Raw genomic sequence first — 24,098 nt, 5'->3', positions numbered from 1 at the left:
GTCTCCATGACCACCACCGCCTGCATCCTGCGTGACATCGCCGTGCGTACGGTCACGGTGATCGGGGTGCACCTCGGGCTGTCGTGGTTCGTGGGCCTGCTCGACACCTCCGGCGGCGCGAACATCGGGGCCGGTCTGCTCACCTTCGTCCTGCTCATGGTGCTCTCCGGACTCGGCGGTCTGATCGACGGGCGGCGGGTCGGGGTCCTCTCGACCGTGGTCATCTGGGTCGCCACCGCCGTCCTCGTCGCGGTGGCGATGATCGCGACGTTCGACCCCTGGCCTCCTGACAGCGGTGTCGTCGTGTCCGACCTGTGGGAGATCGGGCCGTTCCTGACCTCCCTCGTGGCCGTCCCGGCCCTCATCGGCGGGCTGTTGACCGGTCTGCGCCGGACGGCTCCTGAGGCCCACACGGGGCGGTGACCGCGAGGGCCCCATGGTCCCGCTGCGCTACGACGCACGAGATCCGATCAGGCACGTCGATGACGATCGGTCGGGTTCGAGCCGTCAGGAGCCGGCGACGTTCATCTCGCCGACGCCGACCTCCAGGTGGGCCCGATGGTCCGCTCCCGGGGTACTACCGAGCGTGTTGCTGACCTCGCCGGTCCCGACGTCGGTGTCCATGTCGTAGGTGGCGGTCCCCGGCAGGCGAGCCGTCAGGTCGCCCACTCCGACGGAGGCCTGCAGGACCTGCGGTGGTTCCACCGACTCGATCCGCACGGACCCGACGCCCGTCCGCACGTCGATCTGCTGCGACTGCGCTTCGGTGATCTCGATGTCCCCGACGCCCGCCTCGATGTCGAGCTCACCGCGCGGTCCCTCGACCGTGACGCCGCCGAGGCCCTGACTGATGTCGATGGCAGTGCCGGCCGGGACGACGACCAGCCAGTCCGTGCTGCACACCGTGATGAAGCCGTTCGGGCACTCGCCGTGCAGCGCCGCCGTGCTGCCGGAGACGTCGATGCGGGTCGTGGGCCTGCGCAGCCCCCACTCGACCGTGGAGGTGACCGCCGGGCGCTCACCGGGCTCGGCGACGCGCACGCGCACGTCACCGGTGCCGTTGCCCACCTCCACCCGGGAGAGCGCCACCGGAAGCGGACGCTCGGTCGCCTCGCTCTGCCTGAGCATGGGTCCGGCCAGGGCCGCGCCGGTGCCCACCACCAGGACCAGGGACACCAGTGCCGCGACCACCCAGATCGGGCCGGACGGTGTGCGCGAAGGGGGGACCTCCGCGGCCATCCGGGCCGACTCGGAGCGCTTGTCCTGCCGGGCCCGCTCGGCATCGAGGAGGTACCGCTCGCGCAGCTCCGGGTCCTGTGGCACGCCGGGAGGGATGGGTGTCGGGGTCTGGGTCATCGGTCAGTCCTCCTGGTCGAGCCAGCGGAGCACGGCGAGCACCCGGCGGTGGTCACCCTCGGCGGGCGGCAGGTCGAGCTTGGTGAAGATCGAGGTCACGTGCTTCTCGACCGCACCGTGGGAGACGAAGAGCTCGGTGGCGATCGCGGAGTTCGTCCGGCCCTGGGCCATCAGGTCGAGCACGTCCCGCTCGCGCGGGGTGAGCGCCGCGAGCGGGTCGGCGTGTCGGGCCCGCGTGAGCAGCTGGGTGACGACCTCGGGGTCGAGGACGGTGCCGCCGCCGGCGACGTCCCGCACGGCGGCGATGAAGTCACTCGTGTCGGCGACGCGGTCCTTGAGGAGGTAGCCCACCCCCTTCGACCGGGAGGCCACGAGCTCGGTGGCGTACTGCTCCTCGACGTACTGGCTGAGCACCATGACGGCGGTCTCGGGGTGGCTCTCGCGGACCCGCAGCGCGGCGACGATGCCCTCGGAGGTGAAGGTCGGGGGCATCCGCACGTCGACGACGACGAGGTCGGGGCCGTGCTCCTCGACGGCGGCCAGGAAGGTCTGCGCGTCGGGGCACGCGGCCGCCACCTCGAAGCCCGCCGAGGTCAGCAGCCGCACGATGCCGTCGCGCAGCAGGACCGAGTCCTCGGCCAGCACGACCTTGGTGGGGGTGGTCCGGTCGCTCATGACAGGCTCCGTCCGGTGCGAAGGGGGAGGGTTGCGGTCAGACGAGTCCCTCCCCCGGGTGGGGAGTCGACCTGGAGGGCACCGTCAACGGCGCTGACCCGCTGGCGCAGCCCGGTCAGGCCGGTACCGCGGGCCGGATCGGCGTCGCCCCGGCCGTCGTCGGTGACGATCGTCGTCAGGTGCTGCTCGTCGCGGGTGACGCCCACGTGGGCCCGCCCGGCACCGGAGTGCTTGGCGACATTGGTCAGCGCCTCGCTGACGACGAAGTACGCGATCGCCTCGGTCGTCGGGTCGAGCCGGCCCACGTCGCGCACGTCCACGGACACCGGGACCGCGGAGCGGGCGGCGAGCGCGGGCAGCGCGGCCTCCAGGCCACGGTCGGCGAGGATCGGGGGGACGATCCCGCGGGCGACGTGGCGCATCTCGACGATGGCCTCCTTGGCCGAGCGGTGTGCCTCGTCCACGAGCCCGGCCGCGGTCTGCGGGTCCTCGTGGATTGCCTGCTGGGCCATGCCGAGGGTCATCGCGATGGAGACCAGGCGCTGCTGCGGCCCGTCGTGCAGGTCCCGCTCGATCCGGCGGCGCTCGGTCTCGACGGAGTCCACGGCCTCGCGGCGGGAGTCGGTGAGGGTGTCGACGCGGGCGGTGAGGTGCTCGAGCACCTTGCCCTCGTCCCGGCCGAGCAGCCACCGGGCGAGCATCACGTCGACGGAGGTCACCAGATGGGCGACGGGTGGCAGCAGCAGGACGGTGACGACGGCGATCACCCACACGACGGACAGCGCCACGATCCCGTCCACGGTGAGGAAGCCGAAGAGGGAGATCCCCTCGTCCGGGATGCCGCCGGCGAAGGCGGGGAGCAGCAGGAGCAGCAGTGCTTGGGCCAGCGCGGTCAGGGCGATCCACCCGGTGACGGCACCCCACATCGAGTGCAGGACGAAGTAGGCCACGCTGCGCCAGGAGTGCTCGTCGAGGAGCAGCCGCCGCCACAGCGGCTGGTCACGCCGCGCCGGCGGATGGACCCGCCGACCGGAGAGCGCGACGATCCGGTGGCGCTCCCCGTGGCCGAGCACACCGGCCAGCCAGACGAGCGGGATGAGCAGCAGCAGACCCAGGCCCCCGACGGTGATCAGCACGGCGGCGCTGACGATCGCGATGGTCAGCACGAAGGCCCCGAAGGAGGTCAGCACGCTCGTCACGAGCAGCAGGACACTCCCCCAGCCGGCGAGCCAGCGTCGCCCGAGGCTCGGCCGCTCCAGCCGCTCCAGTGGTGGATTCATCGTCTGCGTGGTCACGAGGACAACTCTCGCAGCCGGTGACGGCCGGGTCTGCCGAGTTCTCCCCCAAGGCGAAGGGGGGATGTCCCCCCCTTCGCCCGGAAGCAGCGGGGCGGCGTCGTCCTTGTGGCGCGACGTCGGCGAGCCCTACTCTGTGGCATCGCCCTCACCGTGGAGGGCACCTGCGATGGAGACGCCATGGCTGACGCCGCCACCCTCTGCGAAGCCTTCCAGCACACCCTGACCGTCGACCCGGAGGCGGTCGCGCTGCGCACGGCCGGGGACGCCGTCTCGATCACGTGGGCCGAGTACGGCGACCACGTGCAGTCGGTGACCGCCGGTCTGGCCGCCCTCGGGTACCGGCGCGGGGACACACTCGGGATCATGCTCACCAACCGGCCCGAGTTCGCCTGGGTCGACGCCGGCGCCATGCACCTGGGCATGGCGCCGTTCTCCATCTACAACACGTCGGCTCCGGAGCAGATCGAGTACCTCTTCGGCAATGCCGGCAACCGGATCGCGGTCACGGAGACCGCCCTGCTGCCGGCCATCCTCGACTCCGGGGTCGCCCTCGATCACATCATCGTCGTGGACGGCACCCCGGAGGGCGCGACCCACAGCCTCGCCGACCTCGAGGCCGTCGGCGACCCCGCCTTCGACTTCGAGGCCGCCTGGCGGGCGGTCCAGCCGGACGACCTCGTCACGCTGATCTACACCTCCGGTACCACCGGTCCGCCGAAGGGGGTCCAGCTCACCCACGCCAACGTGATGCTGACGACCGCGGCCGCCTCCCAGGTCGTCGACGTGCACTTCGGGGACCGGATCACCTCCTTCCTGCCCTCTGCCCACATCGCCGACCGCGCGTCAGCCCAGTACTTCGGTCTGACGAAGGGGGTCCAGGTCACCTACGTTCCCGACCCCAGGACGATCGCCGTTGCTCTGCCGGACGCCCGCCCGACGGTCTGGTTCGCCGTGCCCCGGGTGTGGGAGAAGATCAAGATGGGCATCGAGGCCAAGACCGCGGCGGCCGAGAGCCCGGTGAAGCGGAAGCTCGGCGGCTGGGCCCTGCAGATGGCCGAGAAGCAGGGCGCCGCCCTCCTGGCCGGCCAGCCGCTCACCGGCACGCAGGCCGTGCAGTACCGGCTCGCCGACCGCCTCGTGCTGAGCAAGGTCCGCGCCGCGCTCGGACTGGACGAGCTGCGCTGGGCGTGGTCGGGCGCTGCGGCGATCGCGCCGGAGACGTTGTCCTTCTTCATGGGGATCGGCGTCAACGTCTGCGAGCTCTGGGGCATGTCCGAGCTGACCGGGGCGGGCACGATCAACCCCCCGGAGAAGATCAAGGTCGGGACCGTCGGTCCCGCGATCCCGGGCTGCGAGCTGCGCATCGCCGAGGACGGCGAGGTCCTCTTCCGCGGGCCGGGCATCATGACCGGCTACCGACACGACCCCGAGAAGACCGCCGAGGCGATCGACGAGGACGAGTGGCTGCACACCGGGGACGTCGGCACACTCGACGAGGACGGTTACCTGACGATCACCGACCGCAAGAAGGAGCTGATCATCAGCTCCGGCGGCAAGAACATGTCCCCCTCGACCATCGAGAACACGCTCAAGGTGACCACTCCGCTGGCCGCGACGATCGTCGTCGTGGGTGATGGCCGTCCCTACAACGTCGCCCTGGTGACGCTCGACCCGGACGCGGCCGCCGCGTTCGCCGAGAAGGCCGGGGTCGCCGCCGACCCGGCTGTCCTCGCGGAGCACCCGGCGCTCGTCGCCGAGATCGACAAGGGAATCGAGGCGGGCAATGCCAAGCTCTCGCGCGTGGAGCAGGTCAAGCGGTTCCGGGTGCTCCCCGAGTACTGGGCACCGGGCAGCGACGTGCTCACGCCGACGCTGAAGCTGCGCCGCAAGCCGATCGACGACGCCTACGCCGAGGAGATCGAGGCGCTGTACGCCGGGTGAGGGTCAGGCGTACTTGCGCGCCATGTCCACGGCCTGCTGGACGTAGCCACCACCGAAGATCACCGCGTGGACCATCACCGGGAAGAGCTGGTGCAGACCGACGCGCTCCTGCCAGCCGTCAGCCAGGGGCGCGGCCTCGTCGTACGCGGCGATGATGCGGGCGATGTGCGGCGCGGTGAAGAGCAGGAGCATCGCGAGGTCGGTCTCGGGGTGGCCGCCGTGCGCGGCCGGGTCGATGAGGACGGCGCCCTCCCGGGTCCACAGCACGTTGCCGGCCCACAGGTCGCCGTGGATCCGCGCGGGCGGGCGGCCGTCGTCGAACTCACCGGACTCCAGGCGGGCGGCGACGCGCTCGATGAGCTCGCCCTCCTCCTGCCACAACCCCTGGGACCGCCCGGCGCGCAGCATGTGACGGATGCGCTGCTCGGCGAAGAAGGCGCCCCACGACTGCGTCGGCTCCACCGGCATCGGCATCGGGGACTCCCCGGGTCCGATGAAGCCGTGGCTGGTCCACCGTGCGGGCGGGGCACCGAAGGCCGGCGCACCTGCGGCGTGGGTGGCTGCGAGGGCGGCGCCGAACTCGTCGGCTGCGACATTCGTCGAGGGCGCCGGGGCGTACTGCACGAGGTCGATGTGGGTGATGTCGACGTCCCGCAGCTCGGCGACGTGGGCGCCGCCGCCCTCCTCGGCCTCGGCGAGCCAGAGCAGCCCGGCCGCCTCCCAGGAGGAGTAGCCACGGGGCGCGGCGGAGGTGTCCTTGCGGTAGGTGCGCGGCTCGTTCACGTGGTCAAGCCTGCCATCCTGCGGGCGACCGCTTCGCGCAGCCCGATGGCAACGTGGTCCTTGGTCGCTCGTTCCTCGCTCCCTGAGCCGGACCACGCTCCCATCGGCCCGCGTCCGCCTACCGCACGCGGGGGAGGATGCCCGTGTCGTCCACCGGTGCGGCCGTGGAGCGGGAACCGACCTTGATCGGCCCGGTCGGCGTGCCGGTGGTGGACTTGCCCTCGCCCGAGATCGCGACGGCGACGGCGTCGGCCACCTCGGAGTGGAAGACGCTCGGGATGATGTAGGAGGGGTTGATCTCCTCGTCGGTGACGACCCCGGCGATGGCATCGGCGGCGCGGATGAGCATGTCGGTGGTGACGTTCTCGGCGTGTGCGTCCAGCAGCCCGCGGAAGACGCCGGGGAAGGCGAGGACGTTGTTGATCTGGTTGGGGTAGTCGCTGCGGCCCGAGGCGACGACCTTGGCGTACTGGGCGGCCTCGGCCGGGTCGATCTCCGGGTCCGGGTTGGCCAGGGCGAAGACGATCGGGTCCTGCGCCATGTGGTCGCGGATCCACTCGGCCTTGAGCAGGTTCGGTGCGGAGACGCCGATGAAGACATCGGCGTCCTGCAGTCCGTCCGGCAGGTCGCCGCGGATCGTGCGGGGGTTGGTCCGCGCGGCGAGCTCCTGCTTGGCGGGCAGGAGCGACTCGTCGTCGCGGGAGAGCAGGCCCTCGCGGTCGAAGACGACGACGTCCTTCGCCCCGGCGGCCAGCAGCAGGGTGACGATGGCCGAGCCGGCGGCGCCACCACCGGAGACGACGACGTGCGAGTCCTCGAGCTGCTTGCCGACGACGCGCAGGGCGTTGCGCAGGGCGGCGAGGACGACGATGGCGGTGCCGTGCTGGTCGTCGTGGAAGACGGGGATGTCGAGGCTCTCGCGCAGGCGGCGCTCGATCTCGAAGCAGCGCGGGGCCGCGATGTCCTCGAGGTTGATGCCGCCGAAACCGGGGGCGATCATCTCGACCGCCCGCACGATCTCGTCGGTGTCCTGGCTGGCCAGGCAGATCGGCCAGGCGTCGATGTCGGCGAACTGCTTGAACAGGGCGGCCTTGCCCTCCATGACCGGCATCGCGGCCTCGGGGCCGATGTTGCCCAGACCCAGGACCGCGGACCCGTCGGTGACGACGGCGACCGTGTTGCCCTTGATCGTCAGGCGACGCGCGTCCTCGGGGTTCTTCGCGATCGCGGAGGAGACGCGACCGACGCCCGGGGTGTAGGCCATCGACAGGTCGTCACGCGTCTTCAGGGCGACCTTGGAGCGGACCTGGATCTTGCCGCCGAGATGGAGCAGGAAGGTGCGGTCGGAGACCTTGTGGACGGTCACCCCCTCGACCGACTCCACCGCCTCGACCAGGCCGTCGGTGTGGTCGACGTTGATGCCCGAGCAGGTGACGTCGACGGTGAGCCGGTCGTGCCGCGAGTCGGCGATATCGATGGCGGTGACGATGCCGCCCTGCTCGGCGAGCACCGTGGCAACCCGACCGACGACGGCGTAGTCGGGAGAGGTGTGCAGGCGGATGGTGACGGAGTACGAAGAGGGGGTCGCAGCGGCCATGTGAGCAGTGTCTCACCACGGGCCCGGCTGGCCGAACCGCGCCCGACGGACAGGACACGGCGTGCGTCACCAGCAACGATGCACGATTCTTCTGTTTTCTTCCCTGAAGAATAGAATCTAATAGATATCGACATCGGGTGCTGGGGGGCTCGGCCGCCCCCCTTCGCCCGCGCCTGTCGTGGACCATCACGCAACACGACTTGCGGACTCTGCCGAAATATCCGTCACCGCCTATACATGCGGATACGGTCGCATCGTGGACCCGATCACCAACCCCTATGCCCCCGGCGCCGGCCAGCGCCCACCCGAGCTCGCCGGCCGCGACGAGCAGATCTCGCGCTTCGACGTCGTGCTCAAGCGCATCGTCAGCGGACGCCCCGAGCGCTCCCTGATGCTGACCGGCCTGCGCGGCGTCGGCAAGACGGTGCTGCTCAACCAGCTGCGCTCGGCCGCGGTGCGCGCCAAGTGGGGCACGGGCAAGCTCGAGGCGCGACCCGACCAGGGGCTGCGCCGGCCGCTCTCCAGCGCGCTGCACCAAGCGGTCCGCGAGCTCGGCCACACCCAGGAGGACGAGGTCGCGCACGTGCTCGGCGTGATCAAGTCATTCGCCCAGCGCGACGCCAAACCCGGCACGAAGCTGCGCGAGGTCTGGAACCCCGGCATCGACGTCCCGGCCATCAAGGGGCGCGCGGACTCCGGTGACATCGAGATCGACCTCGTCGAGCTCTTCACCGACGTCGGCGGTCTGGCCGCGGACCTCGGGCGTGGCATCGCGGTCTTCATCGACGAGATGCAGGACCTCGGCCCGGACGACGTGTCGGCGATCTGCGCGGCCTGCCACGAGATGAGTCAGAACGGCGCGCCCCTCATCGTCGTCGGCGCGGGCCTGCCGCACCTGCCGGCGGTGCTGTCGGCGAGCAAGTCCTACAGCGAGCGGCTCTTCCGCTACCAGCGCATCGACCGGCTGGCCCGTGAGGAGGCCGACCACGCGCTCACCGCACCCGCGGCCGACGAGCTGGCCGAGTACGAGCAGGAGGCGCTGGACGCCCTGTACTTCGCGACCGGCGGCTACCCGTACTTCATCCAGGCCTACGGCAAGGCGGTCTGGGACCAGGCGCCGCAGTCCCCGATCCGCGCGGACGACGTCCGGGTCGCCTCTCCGGAGGCCGAGTCGGAGCTGGCGGTGGGCTTCTTCGGCTCGCGCTACGAGCGGGCGACCCCGGGCGAGCGGGAGTACCTGCGCGCCATGGCCGACGTCGCCGCCGAGGTCGCAGCGACGGGCGAGGAGGAACTCGACGACATCGAGTCCGTCCCCACCTCCGAGGTTGCGCGAGTCCTCGACAAGAAGCCCCAGTCCCTCTCCCCCGCACGCGACGCGTTGCTGAAGAAGGGCCTGATCTACTCCGCCGAGCGGGGGCGGATCGCCTTCACCGTTCCGCACTTCGGGAGGTATCTGCGCGAGCAGACCTGAGCCGCAGCAGTTGTCAGCCGGGGAGCGATCTTGAGATCTACCGACGAGCATGAGACTGCGTGAGACGGATCAGGACCCATCGCGGCAGTTCGGACGGCTGGCAAACCTGGGCCACGTCATACGCGGCGAAGAGACGCAGGTTCACCCACGGCCGCAGTCCGTGCGGAGACCTGTCCTTCATTTGTTGGCTCAAGGCCTAATTGGGCGCGGGCTCACCCGCAACGACAGCTCCAGCTTCGCGATCTAGCGGGTATCCATCGGGCCAACTCATTCGGTAGTCGTCTGCGGCCGCGTGGGTGGTGAACTCCAGCACCGAAACCTTGTGTTCGGTGAGCGCGTGGAGAACCTGTTGCGGGTGCACCCGGAAGAACTCGCGTCGTGTGTTGACCTTGTTCAGCCTCTCGGCCGCGAACTCTCGGTGGAGCACCGCTTCCACGGTGACGGCATCTTCGCTGAAGAAGAGTGCATGGACGTCGAAGTTGAAGGGGACTGACGCGTCGCTGAGTTCTCGGATGCGGTCTTCGGGCTCGAGGCGCCGCGTCATCCCGATCTTGACAACGCCCTCACCGAACGCCCCGATGTTCGAGATGACGTAGACGTAGCCCGCACGGATGTTGGCGGCACGGTAATCCGCCGCAGCGATCTCGGCGTCGATGCGGTCCAGTTCACCCTGCAACGCTTCGGCCCCGCTGGAATCACCGGAGTCGCGCATCCGTTGAATCGAGTTGAAGTAATGGGCCCGTTCCTTCTCCAGGCGTTCCTTCTCACGCTTGATTTCGCCCTCAAGGGCCTTCTGCTCGCGCAGTTCGGCCCTGCGCTCGCGATCCTTCTCCCGGTCTGCAGTCTTGGCCTGCTGGTGGCGGGCCGCCAGCTCGAGCTCCTTGAGGCGAAGCCAGTGGTAGCGGTCAGTGACCGAGAGGTCGATCATCCGGCCCTGTTTGGCGATCTGCTCCCGGGCCGTGGATAGCCGCTTTTGCGCAGAGGCAAGGTTGCCGGCCTTGACGGTCTTGACAGCGTTCTCGGCCTCGGCGTTGTAAGCGCGGAGCATGATTCGGCTCATCTGGTTGACGAACGTCTGTCCCTTGGACGCGGAGTTGTTGAACGTGAAGTTCGATGTGGCCGTGATCGCCGACCCGAGCTTGTTCGTCTGCCGTATCTCTGACCGGAGCGACTCCAGTTCTGTTGCCAACGCCGCTGAGGACTCAGCAGGGTGCTCAAAGTCGAAGAGCCCGACCTCTTCAAGCACGAGACGGTCCCTGTTGATGATCACCTGGCGGTCCAGCTCGCTGGCCTGCCGCTGGAGGTCGGCGACGCGGCGGCGCAGGGCCTCCTCGGTTTCGCGCTGAGTGGCCATGCGCTGCTCGCGGGCCACCATGTCGAGCACGCCCATATCGGACAGCAGGCGCTCGCAACGGGCAACCTCTCGGTGGAGGTGTTGGTTCTCAGCCTGGAGCTGGGTGGCCACACGCTTGGCGTTGAACGTTGTGATCTTCTCCGTGGCGGCGCTGGCCGTCGGTGTCACAGCTTCCCCCTCCGCCGGAGGGGGTGTCTGGGCTGTCGGAGATTGGTGATCCGGTTGGTGTACGGCTGCCTCCACAGGCACGGCAGGCTCGCGGTCTTCCTCATGGGCCGGGCTCGGTGGCTGTAGTGGATCAGTGGACTGCGAGCCGCCCGCGCTGACGTGCTCGGTCCACTGACTGCCGTCCCAGTACCTGTGCTCGAAGCGCCCCATCGGGTCGGGGTGCCACCCCGGTGCTGCGTTGCTCGTCATGTGTTGCCCCCTTCGACCCGGTCAGGTTACTCGCGAGCGGCAAGACGCCTCCGGTGGTCCACGAAACCCGACCTGGCGGGGAAGGAGCCACTCCTACGCTGACCGGCGACTTCGGCGCGCTACGCGGCGGAATGTTCCTAGTCTCATGACAGACAAGTCGATCAGCGGAGTAGTTGGCCTATGCCCAGATCGCAGCCTCGTGGCCGTCACCGAAGTTCTCGGGTGTCGACGGATACGAGACAGCGGTCCCTTGCGCGAAGCGCGCTGCGGTCCAAGCTGCAGCTGCTGCGTCGAGGACGTCATCCGTCGCAGCCAGTTCACCGGCGGTTCCGAGGTCGGACGGGAGGCAGAATCCTGACTTCGCCAAGATCCTGCGCCTCTGCTCGAAGCCTGCCCATGACGACTTGGGATGCCGCAACGCCTCACCGTTCATCACGGCGAAGCAGACCTCCGGGTGCACCTCGATGACGGGCTGAGAGGCAATCCGTGCCCATGAGTCAACTTCCAGTATTTTCTTGCGTAGTGCATAGGCCTGTTGACTGATCCCTTTGCCTGTGGACTGCACGCTGATGGCCGTTGCTTCGGCATGTGAGGGTGCCCCCAAAGCCGCGCGCACCGGCGTGGAGAACACTGACGATGCGCGTCCGCCGACGAGTCTGCGTGCAAGCGAGTCGGCCTGCCTCGAACCATTGACGGGCAGTCCAATGGGGATGTCTATCGCAACTACGTCGAGGTCGCCCTCGTCCAGGATGACCGCGAGCACCTCGGTGATGTTCGCACCGAAGTACCCGCGGAGGTCGTTTGTCACGCCGATCCAGCCTTGCTTGCAGGCGTCGATACCCACGACCCGTGGGCGTTGAACACCGAGACGTGACGTATGGGGACTCATGCCTTCATTGTGGTGGAATGAAGACGCCCGCTCGCGGCGGAACGGGCGTCGTCCGGCTAATCCGGGCCTCGCGGCAGCCCCATGGCGTCGGTAACTACGTGACGCTCCGGACAGCCCACCCGAGTCCCCGCAGCGGATAGCCTCGAGTCACGATCAATTCTTGACCAGTCGGAGGCGCTGGTGCTGACATTCAACGATCTGCTGACTCTCCAAGGCGTCGACCCGAGACAGGTGCGTCTCGTACGACACCAGGACCGACGCCTCCGTGCGGGACGGCTCTACGAGGCGTGGCACAACGACCGGGAGACTTTCGAGAACTACCAGAGCGCCCAGGTGCGCGACGTCTTCCCCATCGACGCCTTCTTGGCCAGTTTCATCGTCACCGATGCCGGCAAGACGGTATTCGTGGGGATGTACAGCGTCGGCAGCGTCGGCAGCTGTCCACCTGGTACGACCGATGCCCTCCTAAACAGCGATGTCTCCGGCCAGTTCAAGTACGACCTGCAGCTGCTCGACGTGCTGTCCGAATACCGCGACAAGCTCGCCATCGAGTGGGGGCCCGGCACAAGGGTCTGGGTTCAACAGGCAGCAAATCAGGCCAAGCCGGTAATCGAGCTCGCCGAGCAGTACGAGCCGAAGTTCCCAGGCTTCCGTCGTTTCATTCGGCTCGTCGACGACGTCCCAACGCTGCCCAGCGGATGGCAACAAGTGCTTCGCAGCGTCAAGGGTGTCTACCTCCTCGTCGACGTAGAGACCGGCCAGCAGTACGTCGGCTCGGCCAAAGGAGAGGACAGTCTGCTGGGTAGATGGATGGATTACGCGACCGACGGCCACGGTGGCAACCTGGCGCTCAAAGAGGCGACCAAGATGGGTCGACCGACTTATCAGGTCTCTGTACTCGAGGTGGTCGATGAAAACACCCCCGACGAGACAATCGAGCAGACTGAGTCCTACTGGAAGGGCAAGTTGCTCAGTCGGGAGTTCGGGCTCAACCTCGGCTGACGTGCGAGCGCCCAAGCTCGCATTCCCGTTCGATCCGTCAAGCCACATGCGGCGCTATGACCCTCGTCCAGGCGCTCAGGATGCTGGGCACCTCACTGCCAGGGCAGGGTCAGGTTCTGGCGGCTAGCAAGTGCGACCAGTGCCTCTCGGGCCTCGATTGGCTCATTCGGTGAGCAGGGCTCCGCTGAGTTGTCGTACGTGATGTAGCGATCGGGATGCACCATGTGACCGAAGCGCAACACTCCGGTTCCTGCCACTTGCCAAGCTATGGAGTCGTCCAGCAGCAACTCGATCGTGAACTTGTAGTCGACCGGTTCAGGCAAATGCTCGAGTAGGTCACCTCGGAACTCCATGTGGATGCGAATAGCGCTGCGCCCTGGCATCGTTTGCGGAGTGGGAAAGTCCTCGACGTCGTCGGATCCGGGCTGGAGGGTCTTGCGCGTAAGACCCCACTTCAGGATCGACCTCCCGTGTTGACCTTCCACGCACAGCCTCGCATCGACGACCACGCGCATAGCTGCACCTCGGTTGGCCAAGACGACTGGGACCCTGATCCTGAACGTGTCGTTGGCGTAGGCGGCGGCGTAGGCGGTCACCGGAAAGCTCACCACCGAACCTCTACGGGCCCACAACCACCAGAAGGTAGCGACTGTAAAGAGCAAGCGAGGACAGAGATGGTGAGTGACGCAACCTGCATGCAGACATCTTGCTATGGCTCCCTGAAATCCTCTGACGGGAGGACGCGCCAGTGAAAGGTCGTCAACTGCCTCGGTGTCTTCTTGGCCGGACACCCGCCTCGGGCTGGGGAGCTCGAGCTACGCGCAAACTAGGGTGCTGCATGCTCGGGTACCGGGGGCGCTCCGACTGACAAGACCTATCTGAGTACGTAGGCGGCCACCGAGTCCAGGTCGGCTAAGGACGCATCGCTTCCATTCTCGGGCCTTCGGTCAGCAACGTTGCCAGCCGCTGCTACAGCTGATATGGAGTGACTTCCTGTCAAGTGGCAGGGTGAGGCGCCCGTCCCCGGATCAAGGGGGCGGGCGCCTCGTGCTTCGTCGTCGTGGTGCTGGCGAGCGTGTCGTTTCCCGACGCGCGGTCAGACTGATATGCGCGGGTTGGTTACCGCAGGACGGTGCTTTCGGCAGGAGCGGGAACCGCGTGTCTAGCAACGAGCGTCGCCCGAGCGGGTCGGGCTGCTCATAGGTGTTTCGCGGATCGCTCCACGCGCTGCTACCAGTACCGGCGCGGCGACGAAGCAGTTCGTGGGGCCTATGACATGGACGGCTCCTCGAGCACTGCCAGGGACCAGCACCAGCCGGCCAGTTCGCGAGCGATCGCGACGTTGGCGATAGTGGGCCTCTTCTTGCGTTCGTTGAACCTCACCCACCGCTCGTGCAGGCGCCGGTTGCCCGCGTCCCCGCGGGACTTCGCGGCAGCGGGGGCCAGGTCCCACCGATCACGCATGGTCTTGCCGATTCGGTAGCTGGGGCGGTGGTGCCACGCGGCCTCGACCAGCAACCGACGTACATGGGTGTTGCCGGTCTTGGTGATCGATCCCTGCACGCGCGAGCTGCCGGAGGAGTACTCGCTGGGTACGAGCCCGACGAAAGACCCGATGCTGTTACCGGTGAACCGGTGCCAGTCGCCGACCTCGACCGCCAACGCGAAACCGGTCAGGGCACCAACCCCGCGCAGGCACCCAAGCCGGTGCACCAGGTCGGTGTACTCGCCGTCCTCGGCCATTTCCTGGATCGCCGCGTTGAGTCGATCGCGGCGTGCCTTGACCGTCAACACGGCCTCGTAATCGGAGTCGAAGGTCACTCGGGTGGCTTGGCTGGTCAGCTGCGCCAGCGCCTCGGTGCCTAGCCACACATCGTGCTTGCCCGTCCACGCCGCGCCGTTGTAGTAGACGATCCCGTGACGCAGCAACAACTTCGACAACCGGTGCCGAGCCCGCATCAGGTCACCGCGACAATCCTCACGGGCACGGACCAAGTCCCGGGCGGCCTCCTGATCCACGCTCGGGATCGCCACCGATATGACCTCGTCCAGCCGCAACAGTCGAGCCAAGTGGAGCGCGTCCTTGGCGTCGGTCTTGACCCGATCACCAGAGGGCTTTTGCAGCTTGCTCGGCGCGGCGACCTCGCAGCGGACCCCCGCCTGGGTCAGTGCCCGGTACAGCCCGAATCCGGTCGGCCCGGCCTCATAGGTCACCGCCACAGGGCCCGGCAGGGCCTGCACCCAGGAGATGACGTGCTCGCGTGATGGAGTCAGCTTCGCTTGGAACAGCTCGCCCGTGACGCCATCGATCGCCGCCGCCGCGACCGATCGTGCGTGCACGTCGAGCCCAACACTCGTACGCTCGGTAAACACCCGGGGCCTCCCACAACTGTCGGACAGGCCGAGCAGGCAGCCCCTACTCGGTAACCCACGAACATGTGTGAGAGAGGCCCCGGCCCGCAACCACTCAGACGCCCCAAGCGGTCACTCCATACCGTCTAGCCACGCTGGATCGGCCAACGCTCGGTCGAGAGCCGCCTCGCCGAGCTCGGATATCGCCACGGCCTCGCCCGTAAACCTGCACGCGCGGCAGGCCCTCGAGTACCTGGGATTCGCGAGCCGTCTCCACCGTCGCATCGACGTGGCGGGCTCGAAGCGCGCTAACACAACCTCCCTGCTCTAGCTGCACATACCGATGCAGGCGCGGATCGTCGCTAGACGCGCCGCGATGCGGCGGCTGTTACGGTCATGTTGGCAGACCGACACGGCAGACCACTCTTGGCCCACAGCCGTTGGCCTCTACGGACACTAAACGGACGTGGCGCTTTGTCCTAGTTGACGAACCGCTTTCGGACGACGGCCGACCTGTGCCCCCGGAGGCTCTTGTCCAGGTCCGCGAGTAGGTTCGTCGGGTAGGCAGCCAGTCCCTTTGCAAGCCCGTCGGCCAGTGCACAACCCTTGTCCTGCATCAGTGCGCTGCGGATGACCGCAAACGCTCGGTCACGATCACCTGGGTAGTGGGTGGCGTGCTGGACAACGCTGAAACCAGCATGGGCGCGCACGGTCGGATCATCGTCGACGATCATCATGGCGAGGAACGGCAACTTCCTTTCGGAGTTCCAGGCCCCAAGGGTCTTGACGAACCCAACCGGGTCATTCCGTCGCTGGTGTAAGAGCAGCGCCTCGACTTCAAGGTCGGGCACGATCCCGGCGGCGATCTGCAGATGCTGCACGGCAGCCGGGAACTCGTTGGGTGATCCGAACGGGCTGCCGAACGAACGTCCGTGCAGTCTTGGGGCGACGGCTTTCAGCTTTCGCTGAATGTGCGCAGGCAGGTCAGAGAATCGGGCGGCGAGGCGGCGCACTGCGCGTTGTTGCTGGGTCTGCTCTATAAGGCACGCCTCGAGTGCGTCCGTCACTTCCTTCCAAAGTTTCTGGTCGTTGGTGTTGATCGCGGCGAGGACGAGGTCGTCGAGCTGGTCGTTGACGTAGCCGCTCACTGCCATGGATCCGTCCTTCCCGCGGGCGTCCTCGATCATCGTTCGCACGGTCTCCGCGGCGCTCCTCCCGAACGCGATGAAGTCCTGGCGCTCGGTGGAGCCGGCGACCAGAAGTGAGCGGGTGGCGTTCTTGCTGCCGGCAGCGGAGTGTTTTCGGAGCTCCGCGATGGCACCAGGGCTGGCGGGCCCGAGTATCTCGAGCAGGTCAATGGCGTAGTGGTCCCCGCGCTTGACTGCCGCCTTTAGAAGTCTGTTGATGCGTGTGATTCCTAGGTCAGCGGTCGCGATGGAGTGGGCGACCCGAAGGTAGGCGTGGGCGATGGAGTCGTCGCAGGTGGCGAAGTCAGAGATGATGTAGTCGGCAACACGCTTGTGAGACTTGAGTGATGCGGCCTTCAGGAGCCGCGCCAGGGCGCCGTCGGCGTCGCTCCAGCGGTAGCTCCAGGTGCTCCCGTGCACCCGGACGCGACCGTCCATATCTAGCAGGTTGAGAATGCGTTCGATGACGTGGTCAGCGGCCTTCACGTCGAGAAGATCGCCAGCCTGGGAAAGGATGGCCGTCGACGGGCCTTCCTGGCGCTTGGACCAGTCGCTGATAGCGACGGTGTCCACGAAGAGCGACAGCGCGTCGAGCGGCCCGTCGAGCCACATCTTGCGGGCGGCATCCTTGGCGGCCTTCTTTTCTCCGATGAACGTGAAGGCCTCGAGCGCTGCGGCGACGCGGGTGGGGTCATCAGTCGAGGTGAACGCGAGCTTTGCGTTCATGGCGGTCAGGTGCCGCCACGATTCCCAAGCGCCGCTGAAGGCGGCGTTCCAGGCGACGGTCGCGAGGTCATCGCGCGCGGTGCTGTTGATGAAGTGAGTCGTGTTGTTCGCGGTCCAGCCCTCGAAGCGGTACTTCAAGTCCTTTTCGAGCGCCCAGCTGACCGCCTGGGCGCGCCACCAGTTTCCGGCGTGGTCCTGCGCAGTGATAATGCTCTGGATGTCGCCGGCGGCGAACCCGGAGACGGAGTACAGGATGGACGCGGCTGATCCTCGGATAGCGCTGACCGTGAGGTCGCCGTCGAGCGCCTTCATCGCGACCAACGCCTTCTTCGCGGCGTCCGCCGCATCCTTCGGCCGGTCGAGTTCGAGCAGAAAGGCGGCTTTGTGTACCAGTACCCACCCGCGGTCGGCGGGTTTGGTTGATGGCGTCGGTTTGAGGACGTCCACCGCCTCCTGAGCCCGGTCGCTGGTGTACGCGGCACACGCCTGGATGACCTGTGCAGCATCGCGCTCGAACCTGTGACGTGCATCAGCCGCAAGCTTCTCGAACCGGTCGCTGCCACCGGTGGACACGAGCTCTCGGATTGCGTGCAAGAACCGCCAACTCCACTCTTTGTTTTCGGCCCACTCTTGAACTTTCGGGACCTGGCCCTCGCGTGCGCGGCGGGTGAGCTCGGAGTACCGGTTTCGCATGACCATCGCGACGGCCTGCTCGAAACCGACACTTTCGACCGACCGGTTTGAGTGGGGAGCGACTAGGCGGGGAAGGACGAGAGCGTGACGGAGGCGGTCAGCGGGGCCGAGCTCGTCCAGCTTTCCGTTCCATGCAGAACCCTCGAGGCCGTTGCTTCGCCGGGATACCGCGACCCTCGTCAGCGCCTCGATGTTGTGGTCGTCCACGGTCTGCGAGAACGGCACGAAGATCTTCCGACCCTTGCCAGTCGAGGTGATGGCGTCGCCGGTGACCTCGGCCCAGTACGCGATCTGGTTTTTCGTGTCGACGAGCACCAGCAGGTACGGCAGGCCGAACGAGAGCCAGTGGTCGAAGTGATAAGTGTCGTTCTCGTGGAACCACCAGCCCGGTTCGCCGCTGCGTCTGTTCACCGGCTTCGAGTACTCGGTGTCGCTGCCCTTGACCTGCATAAAGACCGGAGCGCCGAGATCCCAAGAGCGCTCCTTGTCCTCCGGAGCGACGTCGTCGCGCGCGAACGTCATCAAGTCGGTCCCGATGTCCTCGCCGAGCTTTACCGGGGGCGCCCACCCGATGTCAGCAAAGATGACCTGGGCCTTGAGCTCACCGCGGGAGCCCGTCTTCTTGGTGCTGTACACCGGCGTCGTCATGGCCCTAGTCCATCAGGTCACGCAGCACTCTAGTGTCAAGGTCCCGCAGATGCGGGCGCTCTTGTGGTCGGGAACTCAAGCACCCACGAAGCTGCTCGTCGCCGGTCGTCATGTCATGCACGTCCCGGTTGTCCACTTGCAGGCGTCTGACAACCGGCGGCCGGCCGCGTCAATCTGGGCGAAGTGACACGCGCCAGCACTTCCGGCCACCGAGCGGGTGAGTCGCAACATCAGCACCTGGACATGAGCGGGAGTTGACGACTGGATGCTTGATAGCTGTCTGCGGGGTGCGGGTCTGCTGCACGGCAGGTGACGACCCTGACTTGCCTTCCTGCTTGGTTTCCACTTTCGGTGAGGAGTCCCAGGCTGGGATGGGGTGTTCTCGGAGAGTAGTTCGTACTCGATGAGGGTCACCCGGCTGAGGGGAAGGACATGGCTCAATGCCACGCAGTTGTCAGATCGGCCGCTGATTCTCAGACAATCCCGGGTGCGGTCAAGAGCGCTCAGTCGTCGCATGACGGCTCTCGGATCGACGCAGGTGGCCCAGCCGAAATGCAACTCCCAACAATACAAGCCCACCCGCGAAGGCTCCTCCAGCTGCGTACCGTCGAGCGACGACGGCATCGTGAGGCACACGCACCCCCGCGGCGCGCAGGTCTGCGACCGTAGCGCTGTCAGGCACTGGCGTGTAGGAGACCCACCCGAAGTCGGAGTACCGCGGCGAGATCGCGTTGCCTGAGACCCCTTCCGCCCCGACTGGGGTAACCATCAGGACCACCGCCGCCACGACCGCGGCGGCTCCCAACGCGAGAAGCACACGTCGCACCATGAGTTGACACTAGTGCGCCCGCTGCCGATCGTCCGTCCAGCAGACCATCCAATCTCCTCTTGTCAGTCCGCATGCTCCGGCGAAGACTGGGTAGCGAGGATGTGATCAAGGTCGTCGCGCGCACCCAGGAGGACGCATGTTCAACACCCGCGCCGCCACGACCGCCGAGCACCTCATCGACCGCATGGTGGTCAACGTCGAGCACGGACGCTTCGAGCGATCCCTGTCCGGCCTGACCGCAGTCGGTGCGCTGGTGACGACGGCCGAGGTCTTCATCGAGCACTACGGGGCCAGCTTCGGCAACCGCTGGATGTGGTCGCCGATCATCGTCACCCCACCCGTCGTCGTCGCGGGCATCGGTGGCGTCTTCAGCACGAAGTGGGCCAAGACCGCCCTGCCGATCACGGCGGCCATCTACACGGCCAACGGTCTGGCCGGTGAGTACTTCCACGCCCGGGGTGTCGCCCGCAAGCCGGGCGGCTGGGCGATGGCGAGCTACAACGTCCCCATGGGTCCGCCGATCGCGGCCCCGGGCCTGATGTGCATCGTCGGGGGTATGGGCCTGCTGGCCGCGCTCCTGCGCCGCGAGAAGTGAGCCGGGCGATGGTCGACAAGGACCGTGGGGAGCACCTGCCCAACCGCCGCCCCGACCGACAACCACCCCACCCGTCGTGGTTGCCGCGACAGCGCCGCGGCACGACCCCGCAGATGATCGGTCGGTACCCGGACTTCGACGTGCTCGACACCCTCGACACGTGGGACGAGACGACAAAGAAGGTCGTGCTCGCCCGTCTCGACCCGCCGGGCCCGCTGCGCTTCTTCACCGACGACGAGGAACCCACCTTGCGGGCCCTCTGCGACGCGTGCACCGCCCAGGACCGCGAGCCGCGGGTGCCCGTCGCCGAGACGGTGGACGCCAAGCTGGCCGACGGGAGGCTCGACGGCTTCCAGTACGCCGACATGCCCGACGACCGGGACACGTGGCGTCTGGTGCTGGCGGGTCTGGACGAGGCCGCCCGCCAGCGCGGCGCGGCATCCTTCGCCGGGACGGACGACGAGACCCGACACGCGATCATCGACGATCTCTCCCGAGGCGCCCTCACCGGGGGCTCGTGGGACCGGCTGAACGTCTCCCGGGCCTGGTCGGTGTGCATGCGCGCCATCCTCTCCGCCTTCTACTCCCACCCGTGGGCATGGAACGAGATCGGCTTCGGCGGGCCGGCCTACCCGCGCGGCTTCATGCGGCGTGGCACGCTCGGCAGCCGCGAGCCCTTCGAGACCCCCGGGGCGGGCGCCGAGGACCCTTCTCGCGTGGTCCGGCAGCACCCCGAGGAGTTCGGATGAGCCTCAAGGACCTCCTGAAGGGATCGGTCGGCCCGGTCGACAACGACTCCCGCTTCCTGCTCGACGTGCACTCCCGGCAGCTGCCCGGCGAGGAGACCATGTGCCGCTACGCCGATGATGACGAGGTCGACCTGGTCATCGTCGGCGCCGGCGCGGGCGGCTCCGTGCTCGCCCAACGGCTGGCCCGGCACGGCTGGCGCATCGTCATCCTGGAGGCAGGCCCGTTCTGGCACCCCGATGACGACTGGGTCTCCGACGAGGCCGGCTCCCACGGCCTCTACTGGACGCAGAAGCGGATCATCGGTGGGGACGACCCGATCGAGCTGGGCAAGAACAACTCCGGCCGGGGGGTCGGCGGGTCGATGGTGCACTACGCCGGCTACACCCCGCGCTTCCACCCCTCGGACTTCGACACGTACTCCCGGGACGGGGTCGGCGCCGACTGGCCGATCGGCTACGAGGACCTGCGTGCCCACTACGAGCGGGTCGAGCGCGAGCTGCCGGTCGCCGGGCAGGACTGGCCGTGGGGTCACCCGCACAGCTACCCCTTCTCCCCGCACCCGATCTCCGGAGCCGCCGAGAAGCTCTGGCACGGCGCCCACGACCTCGGCATCGAGATGCGCGTCGGCCCCGTCGGGATCGTCAACGGCACCTTCGGCAACCGGCCGCACTGCATCTACCGCGGCTACTGCCTGCAGGGCTGCAAGGTCAGCGCCAAGGCCAGCCCCTACGTCACCCACCTGCCCGACGCGCTGGCCCACCGCGTGGAGATCCGCTCGGGATGCATGGCCTCCCGGATCGAGCTGGACGACGGGGGAAACGCCACCGGCGTCGTCTTCCGCGACGGCGTCGACGCCCCGGAGCGGCTGCAACGGGCGGCGCACGTCGCCGTGGCCGGCTACTCCATCGAGACCCCCCGCCTGCTGCTGAACTCGACCTCGAGCCGCTTCCCGCACGGCCTGTGCAACAACGAGGACCAGGTCGGGCGCTACGTCATGGTGCAGGGCGCCAGCCAGACCGCCGGCCGCTGGCCGGAGGAGCTGCGGATGTACAAGGCGCCGCCGCCGGAGGTCAGCTCGGAGGACTACTACGAGACCGACGAGCGTCGCGGCTTCAGGCGCGGCTTCTCGATCCAGACCGTCTCCCCCCTGCCCATCGGCTGGGCGGAGCACGTGCTCGCAGACGGCCACTGGGGCAAGGCGATGCGTGAATACATGCGCGACTACAACCACTGGGCCACCGTCGGCGTGCTCAACGAGCTGCTCGCCCACCCGGACAACCGGGTCACCCTCGCCGACGAGCAGGACGCCTACGGGTTGCCGGTCGCGCGGATGGACTACAGCCTCGGCGACAACGACAGGGCCAACATGGCCTACTCCACCGACGTGATCACCGACATCCTCAAGGCCTCCGGGGCCCAGGACATCCTCACCATCCACCGTTTCGCCCACCTCATCGGTGGTGCCCGGATGGGCTCCTGCCCAGGGACGAGCGTCGTCGACGCCAACCAGCGCTCGTGGGCGGTGCCCAACCTCTTCATCTGCGACGGGTCGGTCTGCCCGACCCAGGGAGCGGCCAACCCCGCCCTGACGATCATGGCCCTGGCCTCGCGCCTGGGGGAGCGGATGGCCGACGGGCGGGCGATGGACGACGACCCGCGCGCCCGCGCCGGCACCACGCCCGTGCCCACGAGAGGGGGGCGGTGACCGATGCGAGCACCCGACGAAGGGGGCTGCGCGCCCCATGTCCTGCGGCAGTACGCGATGCTCGCCGACGGCGAGCGCGCTGCACTCCTGGGGCCGCACGGTCACGTGGCCTGGCTGTGCGCACCCGCATGGCACTCCGACGCGGTCTTCTCCACACTCGTCGGCGGGCGCGGCTGCTACTCCATCACCCCGACCGGCCGCCACGTCTGGGGCGGGTACTACGAGGAGGGCTCGCTCATCTGGCGATCCCGGTGGACCACCACCAACGGCGTCGTCGAGTGCCGTGAGGCCCTCGCCTTCCCCGGCGAGCGCGACCGTCTGGTGCTGATGCGACAGGTCGTCGCGCTCGAGGGGGACGCGGACGTGGAGGTGCGCCTCGACGCCCGGGCCGGTTTCGGCGTCGAACCGATGGGCGACCTCACCCACGGGGACGGGTCCTGGACGGCGACGACCGGCCCCCTTCGCCTGCGGTGGAGCGGTGCCGGCGACCAGGCGCAGGAGAACGACGCCGGCGAGCTGGCCCTGGATCTGCATCTTCCACAAGGGGAGCACCGCGACTTCGTCCTCGAGCTGTCCACGCAGGACCTGCCGGACGAGCCGCCCGAGCCCGACACCCTGTGGGAGGCCACTGCCTACGCCTGGGCGCAGGAGGTGCCCGACGTCGCCGAGTCGGCGACGCCCGGGGAGGCGCGGCACGCGTACGCGGTCCTGCGGGGGATGACCAGCTCCAGCGGCGGGATGGTCGCCGCGGCGACGACGAGCCTGCCGGAACGTGCCGATCAGGGTCGCGACTACGACTACCGCTACGTGTGGATCCGCGACCAGGCCCTGACCGGTCAGGCGATCGCGGCGGCAGGGCCCCACCCGCTGCTCGACGACGCGGTCCGATTCGTCGCGGCACGGGTCCTCGAGCACGGCGCCCGGCTGGCGCCCGCCTACACCATCGACGGCGACGCGGTGCCCGACCAGCGCCAGCTCGACCTGCCCGGATACCCCGGCGGCAACGACGTCGTCGGCAACCACGTCAATGCCCAGTTCCAGCTCGACGTCTTCGGTGAGGTCCTGCTGCTCTTCGCGGCGGCCGCCGGGCACGACCGTCTGGACGCCGAGGGCTGGCGTGCCGCGAGCGCCGCCGTCGACGCCATCGTCGAGCGGTGGCACGAGTCCGAGGCCGGCTTCTGGGAGCTCGACCCCCACCAGTGGACCGAGAGCCGACTGATCTGCGTGGCCGGGCTGCGGGCCATCGCGGCGGCAGGTGCACCGACGAGCAGCACCGGCGGCTGGATGGCGCTCGCCGACGAGATCCTCGCCGACACCGCGACGACCTGCACCCACGAGTCCGGGCGGTGGCAGCGCGCGCCCGACGACCCGGGCGTCGATGCCGGTCTGCTCCTGCCCGCCCTGCGGGGCGGGATCGCCGCCGACGACCCTCGCACGGAGGCCACTCTCAGCGCACTCCTCGACGAGCTGGCCGACGACCACCACCTCTACCGGTTCCGTCAGCAGCCGGGACCGCTGGCCGACGCCGAGGGGTCCTTCCTCATGTGCGGCTTCCTCATGGCCATGGCACTGCAGCAGCAGGGTCGGCAGGTGGAGGCCTACCGGTGGTTCGAGCGCAACCGCGCCGCCTGCGGCCCGCCCGGCCTGTACTCCGAGGAGTACGACATCCACCAGCGTCAGCTGCGCGGCAACCTGCCGCAGGCCTTCGTCCACGCCGTGATGTTCGAGGCCTCGATCCGCCTCCCCGATCGGCCGCAGTACCCCCGCCCGGACGCGGACACCCGCGGCTGACCCCCTTCGTCCACCAACCCCACCACAGACAGGAGCGCA

18 protein-coding genes are annotated in these 24,098 nt (G+C 68.2%); 8 read left to right on the top strand and 10 right to left on the bottom strand.

Going from position 1 to position 24,098, the window contains the following annotated elements:
- Positions 1–6 precede the first annotated feature (6 nt).
- A complete protein-coding gene (locus V1351_RS00625; RefSeq protein WP_338749720.1) occupies positions 7–423 on the top strand; it encodes a hypothetical protein in 417 nt (138 codons plus the stop codon).
- 84 nt (positions 424–507) lie between these two features.
- On the opposite strand, the gene V1351_RS00620 is transcribed toward V1351_RS00625, so the two are convergent.
- From V1351_RS00620 to V1351_RS00610, 3 genes are read right to left on the bottom strand one after another with little or no spacing between them, the layout of a single operon-like run.
- Complete coding sequence (locus V1351_RS00620) at positions 508–1,356, bottom strand: hypothetical protein (RefSeq protein ID WP_338749718.1); 849 nt, start codon at positions 1,354–1,356, stop codon at positions 508–510.
- Between the two features lie 3 nt (positions 1,357–1,359).
- Complete coding sequence (locus V1351_RS00615; protein WP_338749716.1) at positions 1,360–2,031, bottom strand: response regulator transcription factor; 672 nt, start codon at positions 2,029–2,031, stop codon at positions 1,360–1,362.
- Entirely contained in the window at positions 2,028–3,326 is a 1,299-nt protein-coding gene (locus V1351_RS00610; RefSeq protein ID WP_338749714.1) for a sensor histidine kinase, read from the bottom strand. Before V1351_RS00610 ends, V1351_RS00615 begins: the two co-directional genes overlap by 4 nt.
- Positions 3,327–3,506: 180 nt before the next feature.
- Between V1351_RS00610 and V1351_RS00605 the strand changes: the two genes are divergently transcribed.
- Positions 3,507–5,270, top strand: coding sequence for an AMP-binding protein (locus V1351_RS00605; protein WP_338749712.1), 1,764 nt, complete (start codon positions 3,507–3,509; stop codon positions 5,268–5,270).
- A 3-nt stretch (positions 5,271–5,273) separates the two neighbouring features.
- On the opposite strand, the gene V1351_RS00600 is transcribed toward V1351_RS00605, so the two are convergent.
- Positions 5,274–6,053, bottom strand: a complete 780-nt coding sequence (locus V1351_RS00600; protein ID WP_338749710.1) for a fructosamine kinase family protein — start codon at positions 6,051–6,053, stop codon at positions 5,274–5,276.
- Between the two features lie 118 nt (positions 6,054–6,171).
- On the bottom strand, positions 6,172–7,650 hold the full coding sequence (locus V1351_RS00595) for an NAD-dependent malic enzyme (RefSeq protein WP_338749708.1): 1,479 nt from the start codon (positions 7,648–7,650) through the stop codon (positions 6,172–6,174).
- A 256-nt stretch (positions 7,651–7,906) separates the two neighbouring features.
- Here V1351_RS00595 and V1351_RS00590 point away from each other — a divergent pair, with 256 nt between their 5' ends.
- Positions 7,907–9,121 (top strand): ATP-binding protein, encoded by a 1,215-nt coding sequence (locus V1351_RS00590; protein ID WP_338749706.1) that lies wholly within the window; start codon positions 7,907–7,909, stop codon positions 9,119–9,121.
- A 196-nt stretch (positions 9,122–9,317) separates the two neighbouring features.
- On the opposite strand, the gene V1351_RS00585 is transcribed toward V1351_RS00590, so the two are convergent.
- Positions 9,318–10,892: a DUF4041 domain-containing protein gene (locus V1351_RS00585; protein ID WP_338749704.1), complete on the bottom strand. Its 1,575-nt coding sequence runs from the start codon at positions 10,890–10,892 to the stop codon at positions 9,318–9,320.
- Between the two features lie 178 nt (positions 10,893–11,070).
- A complete protein-coding gene (locus tag V1351_RS00580; protein ID WP_338749702.1) occupies positions 11,071–11,781 on the bottom strand; it encodes a DUF429 domain-containing protein in 711 nt (236 codons plus the stop codon).
- A gap of 180 nt (positions 11,782–11,961) precedes the next feature.
- On the opposite strand from V1351_RS00580, the gene V1351_RS00575 reads away from it, so the two are divergent.
- Positions 11,962–12,783: a GIY-YIG nuclease family protein gene (locus V1351_RS00575; RefSeq protein ID WP_338749700.1), complete on the top strand. Its 822-nt coding sequence runs from the start codon at positions 11,962–11,964 to the stop codon at positions 12,781–12,783.
- Between the two features lie 92 nt (positions 12,784–12,875).
- Here the strand turns inward: V1351_RS00575 and V1351_RS00570 are convergent, their stop codons facing one another.
- The 3 genes from V1351_RS00570 to V1351_RS00560 all read right to left on the bottom strand — a co-directional run bounded on the left by V1351_RS00570 (position 12,876) and on the right by V1351_RS00560 (position 18,389).
- Positions 12,876–13,298: a hypothetical protein gene (locus tag V1351_RS00570; protein ID WP_338749698.1), complete on the bottom strand. Its 423-nt coding sequence runs from the start codon at positions 13,296–13,298 to the stop codon at positions 12,876–12,878.
- A gap of 754 nt (positions 13,299–14,052) precedes the next feature.
- Positions 14,053–15,123, bottom strand: coding sequence for an IS110 family transposase (locus V1351_RS00565; RefSeq protein ID WP_338749696.1), 1,071 nt, complete (start codon positions 15,121–15,123; stop codon positions 14,053–14,055).
- Positions 15,124–15,614: 491 nt separating this feature from the next.
- Complete coding sequence (locus tag V1351_RS00560) at positions 15,615–18,389, bottom strand: DUF4365 domain-containing protein (protein ID WP_338749694.1); 2,775 nt, start codon at positions 18,387–18,389, stop codon at positions 15,615–15,617.
- Positions 18,390–19,354: 965 nt separating this feature from the next.
- Between V1351_RS00560 and V1351_RS00555 the strand changes: the two genes are divergently transcribed.
- The 4 genes from V1351_RS00555 to V1351_RS00540 are packed head-to-tail and all read left to right on the top strand — an operon-like array spanning position 19,355 to position 24,059.
- Positions 19,355–19,813 carry a hypothetical protein gene (locus tag V1351_RS00555; protein WP_338749693.1) on the top strand — a complete coding sequence of 153 codons (459 nt, stop codon included), beginning with the start codon at positions 19,355–19,357 and terminating at the stop codon, positions 19,811–19,813.
- A gap of 8 nt (positions 19,814–19,821) precedes the next feature.
- Positions 19,822–20,562 (top strand): gluconate 2-dehydrogenase subunit 3 family protein, encoded by a 741-nt coding sequence (locus tag V1351_RS00550; protein ID WP_338749692.1) that lies wholly within the window; start codon positions 19,822–19,824, stop codon positions 20,560–20,562.
- On the top strand, positions 20,559–22,268 hold the full coding sequence (locus V1351_RS00545) for a GMC family oxidoreductase (protein WP_338749690.1): 1,710 nt from the start codon (positions 20,559–20,561) through the stop codon (positions 22,266–22,268). Before V1351_RS00550 ends, V1351_RS00545 begins: the two co-directional genes overlap by 4 nt.
- 3 nt (positions 22,269–22,271) lie before the next feature.
- Positions 22,272–24,059 (top strand): glycoside hydrolase family 15 protein, encoded by a 1,788-nt coding sequence (locus V1351_RS00540; protein WP_338749688.1) that lies wholly within the window; start codon positions 22,272–22,274, stop codon positions 24,057–24,059.
- The last annotated feature ends 39 nt before the right edge of the window (positions 24,060–24,098 follow it).

The sequence above is a fragment of the Janibacter sp. A1S7 genome, assembly GCF_037198315.1.
Classification (GTDB): Bacteria; Actinomycetota; Actinomycetes; order Actinomycetales; family Dermatophilaceae; genus Janibacter; species Janibacter alittae.
The sequence above is the reverse complement of the archived record's forward strand: the minus strand, read 5'-3'. Positions and strand labels throughout refer to the sequence as shown.

Bases quoted from the DNA above. Each gene is read 5' to 3' on its own strand.
- V1351_RS00595 (WP_338749708.1), bottom strand. From the start codon at position 7,650: ATGGCCGCTGCGACCCCCTCTTCGTACTCCGTCACCATCCGCCTGCAC.
- V1351_RS00620 (WP_338749718.1), bottom strand. From the start codon at position 1,356: ATGACCCAGACCCCGACACCCATCCCTCCCGGCGTGCCACAGGACCCG.
- V1351_RS00580 (WP_338749702.1), bottom strand. From the start codon at position 11,781: ATGAGTCCCCATACGTCACGTCTCGGTGTTCAACGCCCACGGGTCGTG.
- V1351_RS00560 (WP_338749694.1), bottom strand. From the start codon at position 18,389: ATGACGACGCCGGTGTACAGCACCAAGAAGACGGGCTCCCGCGGTGAG.
- V1351_RS00550 (WP_338749692.1), top strand. From the start codon at position 19,822: ATGGTCGACAAGGACCGTGGGGAGCACCTGCCCAACCGCCGCCCCGAC.
- V1351_RS00615 (WP_338749716.1), bottom strand. From the start codon at position 2,031: ATGAGCGACCGGACCACCCCCACCAAGGTCGTGCTGGCCGAGGACTCG.
- V1351_RS00605 (WP_338749712.1), top strand. From the start codon at position 3,507: ATGGCTGACGCCGCCACCCTCTGCGAAGCCTTCCAGCACACCCTGACC.
- V1351_RS00555 (WP_338749693.1), top strand. From the start codon at position 19,355: ATGTTCAACACCCGCGCCGCCACGACCGCCGAGCACCTCATCGACCGC.
- V1351_RS00570 (WP_338749698.1), bottom strand. From the start codon at position 13,298: ATGCGCGTGGTCGTCGATGCGAGGCTGTGCGTGGAAGGTCAACACGGG.
- V1351_RS00585 (WP_338749704.1), bottom strand. From the start codon at position 10,892: ATGACGAGCAACGCAGCACCGGGGTGGCACCCCGACCCGATGGGGCGC.
- V1351_RS00545 (WP_338749690.1), top strand. From the start codon at position 20,559: ATGAGCCTCAAGGACCTCCTGAAGGGATCGGTCGGCCCGGTCGACAAC.
- V1351_RS00625 (WP_338749720.1), top strand. From the start codon at position 7: ATGACCACCACCGCCTGCATCCTGCGTGACATCGCCGTGCGTACGGTC.
- V1351_RS00540 (WP_338749688.1), top strand. From the start codon at position 22,272: ATGCGAGCACCCGACGAAGGGGGCTGCGCGCCCCATGTCCTGCGGCAG.